A 13,457-nucleotide genomic window follows, 5' to 3' on the forward strand; every position below is an offset into this window, starting at 1 on the left:
GAAATGCTATTTCGATTTGGTAGAGCTGGATTTTTTAACAGTAGGCTTAGCCGCTTTTTTGACCGGACTCGACTTTTCCTTTGGCTCATCATTCTGCATTCCTAATTCAACGATTCTTTTGTCCTCTTCTTTTATTTTTTTGAAGACTTCATCCATGTGTGAAGCATACTCCAGAGTTTCATCTCTAAAAAATTCGATGTTTGGCATGATGCGCAATTGGTGACGTACTTTTTCCGCCAACTTCCGTTTCAAATCTGTTTTTTGCTCATTGAACTGATGAATGACCTCTTCCGGATTCTCCGCGTTGAAAATACTGATGTAGAACCGAACAAGTGAGAGGTCGGAAGTGATTTTGACGTTGGTAACGGTCACAAAAGATTTGCCATAGATATTTTTTCCGTCTCGGGCTAAGATATCGGTAAACGCCTCTCTAATGACAGAGACCAATTTCATTTGTCTGCGCGAATCCATCTGATAGTTTTAAAATGATACTGAAAAATTGCAGCCGATAAAAGTAAGAAATAATAAGCGCAACCAAGTGTTAGCAGAAGTGAAAAACACTCTGTGTGATAAACTTATATTTGTTGGCACATGAAGAATCTCTTCCGAATTCTCAAATATATCCGACCCTATTCGGGTTATGCCGGATTAAATATGGTGTTTAATATCCTCACGGTATTCTTCTCTCTCTTTTCGGTGGTGATGATTATTCCATTCCTTCAGTTGCTGTTTGAAAAGGTGCAAAATACCGCAGCACCTGAATTTCGCTTTGATGGCTCCTATTTTATGGACTACCTGAAATACATATTAAGTGCGCAGATTCAACAGCATGGTCAGGCAGCAGCACTCATAAAATTCTGTATAGCAGTAGCCGTCTTGTTTTTCTTCAAAAATATTTCCCGCTTTCTGGCAGTCTATTTTCTAGCTCCTATCCGTAGCGGTGCGGTACGCGACCTGCGGCAGGATTTATATTCCAAATTGCTGATACTCCCTCTGTCCTTTTATTCTAAAAGAAAAAGGGGGATATGATTTCACGAGTCACCGAAGATGTAAAGGAGGTAGAAACCAGTATCATCAGCTTCATCGAAGTCACGGTTCGCGAACCGTTGAATATTCTGATTTATCTGGCGGCTTTGCTTTTGCTTAGCCCTAAGTTGACCGCCTTTGTCTTTATAATGCTGCTGTTTACGGGGTTCATTATTGGCCGGGTAGGAAAAAGTCTCAAGCGACAATCCTCTGAAGCACAGGCTACGAGTGGACTACTTTTTTCTGTGGTGGAGGAAACCCTTTCAGGCTTGCGTGTGATTTATGCGTTTAATGCAGAAGATTTTATGCGAAATCAGTTTGCGCGGATCAATAACTCTTTATTTGGTTTGAATCGGCGTATCCTGACTCGCCGAGAGTTATCTTCTCCGCTCACTGAATTTCTCGCGATGTGTGTCGTTTGCAGTGTCCTGTATTTCGGGGGGATGCTGGTTTTAAAGCATGAGGGTCTCGAAGCTGAGACTTTCATTGGCTTCATGGTATTGTTTGCCAGTTGATTCCTCCGGCCAAAAATTTCTCCTCTGCGTTCTATAATATCCGTAAAGGGCTAGCCTCCGCCCAAAGAATCTTTGAAGTTATAGATGCTCAGGATGAAATTCCCCAAAAGGCGAACGCTACTCCTATTCAAGAACTTAAACAGAGTATAGAATATCAGGGCGTAGGTTTTTCATACTACAACTACGATAACAAAAAGATATTAGACAACATTTCCCTGAAAATTGAAAAGGGCAAAGTGGTAGCACTGGTCGGGCAGTCAGGTGCAGGAAAAACCACTCTGGTGGACCTGCTCGCCCGGTTTCACGATGTGAGCGATGGGAAGATTATGATAGATGACATAGATATTAGGAACTTTAAACTTCACGAGTTACGAAATCTATTCGGCATGGTGTCGCAGGAATCTATCTTGTTTAATGACACCGTCTTCAACAATATCACCTTTGGCATGCAAGATGTAACCCGGCAACAGGTAGAAGATGCGGCAAAAATTGCCAATGCACATGAATTCATTTCCCGGCTAGAACATGGCTATGATTCTATTATAGGCGACCGCGGTGGAAAATTAAGCGGTGGAGAAAAACAACGGCTGACCATTGCTCGCGCTGTATTAAAAAATCCTCCTATCCTGATTTTGGATGAAGCAACATCCTCTCTTGATTCCAATTCAGAAAGATTAGTTCAGGATGCCTTGGTAAAATTGATGAAAGGCCGGACCACTATTGTTATTGCTCACCGCTTGTCCACCATACAGCATGCCGATGAAATTATCGTGATGAAAGACGGGACCATTGCCGAGCGGGGAAATCATATCAGCCTGATGGCGAAGAATGGAATTTATAAACGACTGGTAGAGTTGCAAGTATTCTGAACCGGATCTTTAGGAATCGCGCTCTATGATTTGCAGATTGACCAATTCAACAATTTTGTCCGAGGCCTTTAAAATCTTGACGCGAAACTGATCTAAATTAAGCGACGCACCTGCGTCTGGTATGTCTTCTACTCCTCCTACAATATAGCCCGAGAGAGTAGTATATTCTCCTTCCGGAATTTTAAGATCATATTTTTCGTTGAGATAGTCCACTTCAATTCTTCCGGAAAAAACATACTCCGATTCAGAAATTTTTTTCTCTGTCAACCGCTCTACATCATGTTCATCCTCAATCTCGCCAAAAATTTCTTCCATCAAGTCTTCAAGCGTGATGATGCCGGCCGTTCCACCATATTCATCTACCACCCAAGCAATATTCTTTTTGTCGCGGATAAACTGTAGCATTAAATCACGCGCCGTCATACTTTCGGGGATGACCGGCAAACTTCGTACTGCCTGTTTGATTGTAGCGGGATTTTTAAGCAGGTCAAAATGATGGATGTATCCGATTATCTTATCTATAGTCTCCTGATAAACAATTAGGCGCGAGAGTTTAGAGTCTAAAAACTTTTTTTTCAGATCGTCAATTCCTTCGCTCACATCCATCCCTTGGATTTCCAACCGAGGCACCATGCAGTTCCGCACCTTGATTTCTTTCAGATAAAGGGCCTTCTCAAAAATATCTGTGTTGAGATGGTCGGTCTCTACATCACCTTCAAATTCGCTAACGGCAGTTTCTTTCACCAAATATTCCAAATCTTCTTTGGTAAACACTTGCTGGCTTTCCACCAGTTCCACGCCAACCACTTTATGAATCATCCAGCCAGAAATAACATGAAATAAATTGGAAAGTGGTTTCAACGGGACATAAAAAATATATTTTGTGGGGTACGCAAACCACAGCAGAAGTTGATCCGAATTTACCCGAAAAAGAATTTTAGGAGTCAGTTCACCGAAGATCAGTACAACAAAAGTGGTGACCATGGTTTGAATCACAAGTAGCCACAAGTCACTAAGTGCCAGACCAAAGTGATTTAGAAAAAAAGTGGCGTCCAGCAATCGAGCAATAAGGGAACCAAAAATAACGAGCATAACGTTTAGTCCGATCAGCATGGAACTGATAAACTTAGACGCATTATTAGCAAACTCTGAAACGATTTTCGCACTCCCCGAACCTTTTTCCTTCAACAATTCAATCCGAAACCGATTGGCTGAAACAAAGGCGATTTCGATTCCCGAAAAAAAAGCAATCAGGACAAGCGAGAGAATTAAGGCAAAAATCTGCATAGATTTCGAAAGTCAAAATAAGAAAAAAATATTACTCCGGCCAATGAGCCGGACAGCTAATTTTCCCCTTCCTCTTCCTTGTCAAATATTTTTTCTTTGAATTTCCGCTGTCCCCGTACATTGAACCAAATCAATAAACAGAACATAGCGCAAAAAAATGGAAAGTACACGTGGTTATCAGCAAGGGTTCCTATCCGTATCAGGTTATATATTGCTAAGGCCAACGCGCAAACTGCGGCGATAATCCAAGCTTTTTCCAGATATTGTAAAATCTTCATTGTGTGAAGGTAAATTTTTAAAGCTATCCGGTCTAAATGTTCCGGTTCAACCCGTTCGCCCATTTGGGTAGCATAATCAAGCCGAGCAATAGATAAATATAGTAGGTATAAATACGCCAAATGAGCGCAATCGCTACGCCCAAACCCACCGGCATAAAATCGCAGTTTAGTGCAAGGAAAGAAATCTCCGCCAATCCACTGGCACCGGGTGTAGCGGGAATCACCAGAAAAATCCAGAGAACATATTGGCGGGCGAAAACTTCTAAGACGGGTACCGCTTCTTGTGCAAAGGCGAAAAAAAGTGCTGCGGGAAGAATATAACGTGCAGACCAGTTGAGCAGGGTAGCGAAGAATATTTTTATCCAGAATCCAATAGGTTCATTCTTGTACTCGCGCGAAGTATTTTCTATTTCATCACCTAGATGGATCAGTCCCTTGCTGAATCTTTTCAAAAAACTCAGTCGGGCAATTTGATGAAAAAATCTTTTGGCAGAATGAGGCAAAATGAACAACGAAAAAGCAAGAAACAGGCAAAGTGAAAACATCAACACATATCCAATCCATGCCTTATCCGCCAAACTCCGAATGCCCTGCAAAATTTCATGACCGGCCAAGTCGGGGCAATAGCCCGGCAGCACCAGCATTTGATGACCGATGATGTAGTAGAGAATAGAAAAGACCAACACAAAAGAAAGGTTATCCAAAAAGGAATTGAGCATCAGCACCGCCGTGCTGCGACCGTAACTCAACCCACTTTTTTTCAAGATATAAAGGACAAAAGCTCCCTCGCTCAGTTTCGGGGTAACGGCAGCACTAAACTCCCACATCACGACAGTTTCAAATGTCTTGTACCACGAAAGGCGGTTACCGGTGCTGAGCCTCAACTTAAACATAAAAGCAAAACCCCGAATGACAATAATGAGTGCCGCTAAAGAAAGTCCCAAAAATAATTTGCCTGATAGTTCTACTCTGGCCAACGCCGAGGGATGAAAATTCGTGATAATGAGATAGGCAGAGGCCGATACCCCGATAAGTATCGGAATAATCAGTCGGGATAGTTTAAAAGATGGTGTGTTTTCTGCCTCGGACATGTACTAAATCAAGTCGCGAAATAGATAATATCTACGGGATATTTTAGATTCAGGGAAGATGGTCCCTTGTTTAGGCTCCTTCCATCATCCTCGCCACATATTTTCCGATGATGTCAAACTCAAGGTTCACTAGTGAACCGATTTTGACATGCTTAATATTAGTGTGATTATAGGTATAAGGAATAATAGCGACTTTGAAGGTATTGCGAGAAGCATCAAAGGCGGTGAGACTGATACCATTGATACAAATAGAACCTTTCTCCACTACCAGATTCTGCACAGAAGGCAGGTATTTGAATTGATATATCCAACTTCCATTTTGATTTTCTACCGCCAAACATTCTCCGCACTGGTCAACGTGTCCCTGCACAATATGCCCGTCTAAACGTTCACCTACTTTAGTACAGCGTTCCAGATTCAAGTTGTCACCAATTTTTAGTGTCCCCAGATTACTTTTCCTCAGCGTTTCATCAATAGCTGTGACCCGATGGGTTCTGCCTTTCACTTCAACAACAGTCAGACAAACACCGTTGTGTGAAACGCTCTGATCAATTTTCAGTTCTTCGGAAATCGGCGATTCAATAATCAAATCAACATTGCTTCCGGCTTTCTCCAGATGTATCACCTTTCCGATAACCTCAATGATTCCTGTGAACATTGACTGGTTCTACTTTCCCCTTATTAAATGAATAAACCCGCCACCCTTTTTCTGTCCGCTTAATGGCTGTTGTATCAATCCTCCGAGGCGCTGCTCAAAATAATACCCGGCATAGAGATAAACTCCTTCGCTCAACTCTTTACCAGTCTTTTGGTCGCGTCCATCCCAATTGATTTCTGGATCGGTCGTTTCAAATACTTTTTCGCCCCAACGATTATAAATCTTCATTTCAATTTTAGAAACAAACCGGTAAGGCTTGAAGGGTCGGAACCAATCATTGTTTCCATCTCCGTTTGGAGTGAAGGTGTTCGGCAATATATAATAGGGACAATTGTCCATACAGAACACATTGCTATAAGCACTTTCATTTCCCGCCCGATCAACAGCCGTGACGGCATAACATCCAGCCAGATTATCCGCCTGAATATGCTGAAAAGTGGTATCCTCTCTGCTACCGGTACTATCAATGCGAACCATATTGGAAGAATCGCTACCATAATAAATATAGAAATGATGGATTTGATTCGAGCAGGGATCATTTTGTGTTATCCAGACAAGGCGATTTACATATTCCTCCGTTGTCCAAGATTGTTCCAAATGAAGTTCGCAGTCATTGGTAACACTGAGAACCGGCGGACAAGGCGGTGTAGTATCTACCGGAATTTGACAATCCTCCTCCGATAAATTGATCAGAGGCGCAGGAAGAAATGCCGAACCATAATGCCCATATCCCTTTATAAAATAACAGTAGAGTGAATCATTGATGAGTCCGGTATCAGCAAAAGTATGCGTGTAAGAAACGGCGATAGAATCATACAGAGATGTTAGTTTATTCAACTTGAAAATGGCAAAGCTATCATTGATCCAAGGCACTTGCTCGCCCCAGGTCAGATTGAGTGCCTGATCTGATGCAAGTACATCCAAAAAAATGGAGGACGCAGTAGCTGTAGCGCCAACAGTATCGTTGTTTGAATAAAATAATATCCGATAGCTCCACGAAGTTGTTTTGGTATCCAGTAAAGAATCCACAAATACCGTATCATTCAAAGCAGCAAAGGAGGCGGCATCGGGAGTGCTGTGAATCATAATGGGGCTAGAAAAGCTAGAGCCATTACTCCGGTAAACATCAAACCGGTAAGGTGGAGGGAATAGTATAGTGTCCAAGTTTATTCCTCCGGCTAATGGCTTTGTCCAACGCACGAATACCTTTCCATCGGTTATATCTGTTTCCAAAATACTTACATTGATAATCACCGGTACGTTGATCGGCATAAACACGCAGGCTTCATTCGATGCTATACTTTGCTGCAAATCAAACTTGAGCGCCTCCAATCCATTCGGCGGTAGTTTATAGAATTCGGCTACCACCCGGTAGCTATACTCCTGTCCTACCACAGTCGTGTTGTCGCGATAGGTATATGCTTGAATATTATTGGTTGTGAGTTGGGTATATCCTCTTCCTGCCAAGCCGGTTTCACAATACTCAGGCTCGAAAGGGTCGCATCCAGTTTTTTTCCAAATAGAAAAGCCTCTGAAATAAGGGGAGGAAGCACAGATGTAGGGATTGTCCCAAGTCAGCGTTACTCCGTTTTTATCCGCCAATGCTTTCAGATTCTCCACCGGTGGAGGAATCACGCGAATCATCCAGGGTTTCAAATCCACCAGATTGGCTGCATTAGCACCGCCCGGGCCAGAAAGAGTATAGTTATCAGCCGCCCGAAATAAGACCATGTATGGCTGCACCTGAATATGGTCGCAGGTGGTGTACCATCTGAAACTACCATTAGCCGGATTTCCCGGCGTCGTACTGAACTTTGCCGGAGAGACCGCCACGCGAAACGGACCTCCATCTGCTGAAAGCGTCACGGTTTGTCCTGTATTTCTATCTCGTGCGGTTATCTGCGCCAGCAGGGTGTCGCCAGCCCGAATGCACGTATCGGGAATCAGGGCAAGTTGTGGCGGGTCGTTATTCTGATTCAATACAATAATCTGCATATCCCGTTCCAGCGTTCCAATATTGATTCCCTGTCGGTATTCATGAATCACGAAGGCGATATTGAAAATGCCTTGTTGACAAGGCACCGCCCAAATAATCTGTCCGGTGAACCGATTCATTTGAAAAAGATTATCCGGTCGTCCCGCCGCGCGACAAAACTGGTCTGGATAAACATAAAGCGGCACCTGCGCATTGACGTTCTGCAACGGGGGCATTAGTTCAAAAATCAAACTGTCACCATCCGGATCTACCGCCAATGGATTGTGATAGAAAGTGTCGTTGACGTTGGCATAGTCTATCGGTGGATAGTAAAGAATAGGCGAAGAGTTAAACCCTATATTAGCAAGGTCGGTCGGAAATTTGACCGTGTCTTCGAGATAGAAAGGAACATTGACCGAATTGGACATGTTCACAATGCTTTCCATCCGGTTTTGGTCGTAAAAGTTGATGATATAATAGCGGTTCGGTGGCGGCGGCGCTCCGGGATATTGATGCTCGCCGACGTAAACATTCTTCTTAATGTCATCCGCTACAAAAACTCCATCAGGCACTCCGTTGGGTGGATTGACATCCGGCCCGTTTCTCCGCACCAGATAAGAACGAGAGCCGTCGCCCCAGGTAATGTCAATAGTATCTCGGTCAGCCAAATTGCTGGGCGAACTCCACTTAGAATACGTGATGACTGTTGCTTCTATCCGATAGTTTCCAACGACTCTATAAAGAATTTCTCCGGCGCGGTAGTGTGTAGCAAAAACCATCTGTACGCCACTGAACAAAAGCAGGGAAAGAAGAAAGTATGGTTTTTTTAAAAAGATCATCTTATAAAAAGAAGCGCACTCATTGAAACAAAGGTTAGGGTGTATGATTCGGGATGCTTAGATATTGATACATGAGCAACCATTCCGATTCAGGGCTTTTATCTTTCCCCTAATTAAGCAATACTATCCCTTAATACCTATCTTACTCCTACTCGTCATAATGTCGCGGTCAAAAAGATATAAGCCGCTCTTATCAGAACCTATCATATCCAGTTTCTCGTTCAGGCGGCGCGCCAGTCTTTCTTCCTCAATCTGCTCTGCCACATACCATTGCAGGAAATTATGTGTGGCATAATCTTTTCCATGCAAGGAAATATCTACCAGTTCATTAATGCTTCCAGAAACAGTGATTTCATTTTTCAGAAAGGTTTCAAAAGCCTTTTTCAGCGAGATGAATTTCAGCGCTGGTTGCTTCAAGGCAGGAATGACGGCATTGCCTCCGCGCTCGTTCACAAACCGAATCAACTTCATCATGTGCAGGCGCTCTTCTTCTGATTGCATGTAAAAGAACTCACTGACCCCTTCCAGCCCCGGCTGCACGTCGGCCCAAGAGGCTATTCCAAGATAGACCTGTGAAGAGTCTGCCTCGTGGGATATTTGTTTGTTTAAAGCTGCTTCGATTTTTTTCGTCAACATATAATTGGTTTTTTATGAAATTCGAAATTAAGATTTCCCTGTGATACCGTACAGGAAAGGATTCCAAATTTAACCATTATTCTTCATGTCACTCGGAATATTGGAATTAAGTTTTGTAATGCTCCTCTGAATAGATGGCGCCATCTAAGTTAAGAACGGCCTTTATAAAATCTTTATAGGACTTTTCGATTCTTTTATACATTATTTATAATATCAAGTCTACTTTTGCAACGTAATTCAAACATCTTGTCAAGGTTTCTTTTCAATCGTCCGCAGAAATCAACCCAATACCTCGTCAGTATTATCTCGATAGTATTGGTAGTAGCTGTCGGCTACACTACTTATGATTTTATCGGTTACCAGATTATTGCCTTTGCATTACTGGTAACGGTATCTGTCTTGGCAATGTTCTATGATATTATCCCGGTTCTGCTTTCAGCGTTTTTAAGTGCCCTGCTATGGGACTTTCTTTTTATTCCACCTCGTTATACTTTTTCAGTTGGTTCTACCCAAGATCGGATCATGCTGGTTACTTACTTCATTATTGCTTTAGTGAACGGGGTATTGACTTATAAAATCCGGCAGGTGGAAAAGGAAGCTAGAGACAAAGAAGAGAAAGCAAATGCGGTTAAATTCTACAATACACTATTGAACTCTCTGTCGCATGAGTTGCGCACCCCTATTACTACCATTATTGGTGCTTCAGATAATCTTCAATCAGAAAATGAAAAATTTTCGGAGGAAAATAAAACCCAACTAGTGCATGAAATATCTAGGGCGGCATTAAGGCTAAACGAGCAAGTCGAAAATCTGTTGAATATGTCGCGAATTGAGTCCGGATTACTAAAACCTAAAAAAGACTGGTGCGACGTGAATGAGATTATATATGCTGCATTGAAGCTGGCAGCAATTAATCTTCGCCATCATAAAGTAAATGTCCATATCCCCGAAAATTTTCCTCTGTTTCAACTTGATTTTGTGTGGATGGAACAAGCGCTTTTTAATCTGGTTAATAACGCCGGACTATACACACCGGAGAATACTGTTATCAGCATCAAGGCGACCACCAGAGAGGATAAACTGATTATCACCATATCAGATAATGGAAAAGGGTTTCCTGATAATGAAATCAACAAGGTGTTCGATAAATTTTATCGGCTTCAGGGAGCCAAATCTGGTGGCACCGGCTTGGGTTTATCTATTGTCAAAGGTTTTGTAGAAGCACATGACGGCATAGTGTGGGTAGAAAATTCGGTTTTGGGCGGCGCACGGTTCACTATTGAAATTCCGGCGAAACATTCCTATCCTAAACTTACTGAAAAATGAACAACGCTGAAATATTAGTGATAGATGATGAAGCCGCTATCATCAAGTTGCTGGAAATTACCCTGCAATCCAATGGCTACAAGATTCACTCGGCGGAAACCGCAAAAGCAGGTTTAATAGCTGCCGCAAACCATCCACCTGATTTAATACTGCTTGACATCGGGCTGCCAGATGCCAGCGGACATGAAACTTTGGAGAAGCTAAGAGAGTGGTACAACAAACCAATTATCATCTTGTCGGTGCAGAGCAGTGAAGAAGATATTGTGAAAGCACTGGATAACGGAGCGGACGATTATTTAGTGAAACCATTTCGCACCGGAGAGTTATTGGCGCGCATCCGTTCCGCACTGCGTAAAAACACAGAAGAATCCGAATCGGTTATTAATCTGGGTGATCTTTCTCTAGACTTAATCGCAAGAACGGTGAAAAAAAATAATGAGGTGCTGAAATTAACAGGCACTGAATATAGTCTGCTGACCTTGCTGATGAAAAATGAAGGAAAGGTAATGATACACCAGTATCTGCTCAAGCAGGTATGGGGCCCCCAATATGTTCATGAATCACAATACCTGAGGGTGTTTATTGCACAACTAAGAAAAAAAATAGAAACCGACCCTAACCGACCAGAGTACATTATTACAGAGTCGGGGGTAGGCTATCGGTTTGCTGGAAGATAAATCAAAACCATAATTATAGTTTATGAATTCGACGAAAATATCGGAATGAAACCCTCTGACCCCAGCAGCAGGAGCACAACTGCCTTTGATTTCTACTTGTTTGTGTTATCTGCTAAACGGCTTAATCGCTTTTTATATCGAGTTCGCAAACCAAAATACTAGCATGATTAACTTCTCAGGATGCGAAGGGAATACTTCTCCCAGCGGCGACCCCGTGTACTTTACGGCCGATCTTGTCAAGGACGAAAACCGGATTATTCTTTCCACCATAGTTAGATTTTAAAAAGCAAATGAACGATAGTCAAAAAGGAAGTCCCACCAAACTTACGACCGCAGGCATTCTCATCACACTTGGAATAATATATGGCGATATAGGGACCTCTCCTATCTATGTACTGAACGCGATTGTAAGCGGGCATTCCATTTCAAAGGAACTGGTGTATGGTGGCATCTCTTGTGTTTTCTGGACCTTGCTTATCATCACTACGTTCAAATATATATTCCTTGCGCTCAATGCTGATAACCGGGGCGAAGGTGGCATCTTTGCTCTTTATGCGCTCATAAGGCGATATAAAATTAAATGGACCATTTTCCCAGCTATTATAGGATGTGCCTCGTTGATTGCTGATGGATTTATCACACCGCCCATTTCCATCTCTTCTGCCATTGAAGGGTTAAAAATTCTTGATCCTGATATTCCAACTGTACCGATTGTACTGATCATTATTTTCGGGCTCTTTCTTTTTCAACAATTCGGCACTCGGATTGTGGGCGGAATTTTCGGTCCGGTGATGCTCATTTGGTTTACGATGATTGGTATCTTTGGCCTGATAGAGATATGGCAATTTCCCTCTGTACTGGCAGCGCTGAATCCCTATTATGCCTTTCATTTGCTGCTGAAATATCCGGGGGGATTTTGGTTGCTGGGAGCAGTATTTCTCTGCACCACCGGTGGCGAAGCTTTGTATTCTGACCTCGGCCACTGTGGCAAACAAAATATCCGTATCAGTTGGACTTATGTTCTACTCATGCTATTACTCTGTTACTTTGGACAATCTGCACATCTGCTGCGTCTCTTCAATGGCCAGACATGGCCAGAAGGACACTCTACTTTCTTTTCAATGATGCCCAAATGGTTTCTTCCGGTGGGCATTACGGTTACCACGTTGGCTACGATCATTGCTTCGCAAGCGCTGATATCTGGTTGTTTTACTTTGGTGAACGAGGCGATGAAACTTCGCTTATGGCCCAATCTGAAAGTGATTTTCCCAACCGCCTTTCAAGGCCAAATGTATATCCCGGCAATCAACTGGTTTTTATGTGCCGGTTGTCTGGCAGTCGTATTGATATTTCGCGAATCCGGCAATATGGAGGCAGCCTATGGATTGGCTATCACTATCAATATGTTGATGACCACTATTTTGCTTACGTATTTGATGTATGTACAGCGACGACCTGGCCTTTTTACTTGGGGTATATCGGCATTGTTCATCTCCATCGAACTATCATTTTTTGTTTCTAACCTGAAGAAATTTGAACACGGAGGATGGTTCACATTCACCATTGCGGTGGCTTTATTTTTCGGCATGTGGATTTTCTATAAAGCAAGACAACTACGCAAAAAGCATATTGAGTTTGTAGAAATAGGACAGCACGTCAATGCGATAAAGGAGTTGATGTCGGATGATTCTATTCCGCGCGAAGCCAACAATCTTGTGTATATGAGCATGGCGAACGATAAAAGCCATATTGATTCCAACATCATCTATTCCATCTTTCGCAAACGACCGAGGCGCGCGGACATTTACTGGTTCATTCATGTCGAAATAACGAATGAACCTTACGGGGCTTCCTACATGGTGGATACGATTGTTTCGCGAAGAATATTTTTTGTGCGGCTCTCTTTCGGCTTCAAAGTGGAACACAAAGTCAACCTGATGTTCAACCAGATTGTGGAAGAAATGGTGCAAAACGGTGAAGTGGATGAAGTATCCCATTACCCATCGTTGCGCAAATTCAATATGCCAGCCGACTTTAAATTTATCCTGCTCAACAGCCGGGTGGCGATTGATGATGCTTTAACTCCTTATGAACAGTTCATCATCAAGGGCTACCGTTTTATCAAAAGCATCTCTCTATCAGCAGCCGAAGATTTTGGCTTGGAGTTAACCAATGTAGAAGAAGAAACGGTACCCATCCGCATTGCGCCTTCCACCAAAATTGATTTGGAAAGGGTGAAATAAGAACACACATCTGTATATCCTATTTATGCCATCCTAT

9 protein-coding genes and 1 pseudogene are annotated in these 13,457 nt (G+C 42.7%); 4 read left to right on the forward strand and 6 right to left on the reverse strand.

Features of this window, described 5'->3' with window-relative positions; all coding sequences use genetic code 11:
* Nucleotides 1-6: 6 nt before the first annotated feature.
* Nucleotides 7-471: a 30S ribosome-binding factor RbfA gene (gene rbfA, locus IPP77_07640; protein MBL0309536.1), complete on the reverse strand. Its 465-nt coding sequence runs from the start codon at nucleotides 469-471 to the stop codon at nucleotides 7-9.
* Nucleotides 472-591: 120 nt separating this feature from the next.
* Between rbfA and IPP77_07645 the strand changes: the two are divergent.
* A pseudogene (locus IPP77_07645) lies at nucleotides 592-2,410 on the forward strand (ABC transporter ATP-binding protein).
* A 9-nt stretch (nucleotides 2,411-2,419) separates the two neighbouring features.
* Here IPP77_07645 and IPP77_07650 read toward each other — a convergent pair.
* The 5 genes from IPP77_07650 to IPP77_07670 form a co-directional block, all read right to left on the reverse strand.
* On the reverse strand, nucleotides 2,420-3,697 hold the full coding sequence (locus IPP77_07650) for an HlyC/CorC family transporter (protein ID MBL0309537.1): 1,278 nt from the start codon (nucleotides 3,695-3,697) through the stop codon (nucleotides 2,420-2,422).
* A gap of 310 nt (nucleotides 3,698-4,007) precedes the next feature.
* Nucleotides 4,008-5,066, reverse strand: a complete 1,059-nt coding sequence (locus IPP77_07655) for a flippase-like domain-containing protein (protein MBL0309538.1) — start codon at nucleotides 5,064-5,066, stop codon at nucleotides 4,008-4,010.
* A gap of 70 nt (nucleotides 5,067-5,136) precedes the next feature.
* Nucleotides 5,137-5,724: a riboflavin synthase gene (locus IPP77_07660; protein ID MBL0309539.1), complete on the reverse strand. Its 588-nt coding sequence runs from the start codon at nucleotides 5,722-5,724 to the stop codon at nucleotides 5,137-5,139.
* A gap of 9 nt (nucleotides 5,725-5,733) precedes the next feature.
* Nucleotides 5,734-8,538: a gliding motility-associated C-terminal domain-containing protein gene (locus IPP77_07665; protein ID MBL0309540.1), complete on the reverse strand. Its 2,805-nt coding sequence runs from the start codon at nucleotides 8,536-8,538 to the stop codon at nucleotides 5,734-5,736.
* 123 nt (nucleotides 8,539-8,661) lie between these two features.
* Nucleotides 8,662-9,174, reverse strand: coding sequence for a ferritin (locus IPP77_07670; GenBank protein MBL0309541.1), 513 nt, complete (start codon nucleotides 9,172-9,174; stop codon nucleotides 8,662-8,664).
* Nucleotides 9,175-9,417: 243 nt separating this feature from the next.
* Between IPP77_07670 and IPP77_07675 the strand changes: the two genes are divergently transcribed.
* The 3 genes from IPP77_07675 to IPP77_07685 all read left to right on the forward strand — a co-directional run bounded on the left by IPP77_07675 (nucleotide 9,418) and on the right by IPP77_07685 (nucleotide 13,420).
* A complete protein-coding gene (locus IPP77_07675) occupies nucleotides 9,418-10,500 on the forward strand; it encodes a DUF4118 domain-containing protein (protein MBL0309542.1) in 1,083 nt (360 codons plus the stop codon).
* Nucleotides 10,497-11,177: a response regulator gene (locus tag IPP77_07680; GenBank protein ID MBL0309543.1), complete on the forward strand. Its 681-nt coding sequence runs from the start codon at nucleotides 10,497-10,499 to the stop codon at nucleotides 11,175-11,177. The genes IPP77_07675 and IPP77_07680 overlap by 4 nt, the downstream gene beginning before the upstream one ends.
* A gap of 290 nt (nucleotides 11,178-11,467) precedes the next feature.
* Entirely contained in the window at nucleotides 11,468-13,420 is a 1,953-nt protein-coding gene (locus IPP77_07685) for a KUP/HAK/KT family potassium transporter (protein ID MBL0309544.1), read from the forward strand.
* Nucleotides 13,421-13,457: the final 37 nt, after the last annotated feature.

This window comes from Bacteroidota bacterium (assembly GCA_016722375.1).
Classification (GTDB): domain Bacteria; phylum Bacteroidota; class Bacteroidia; order Chitinophagales; family LD1; genus Bog-950.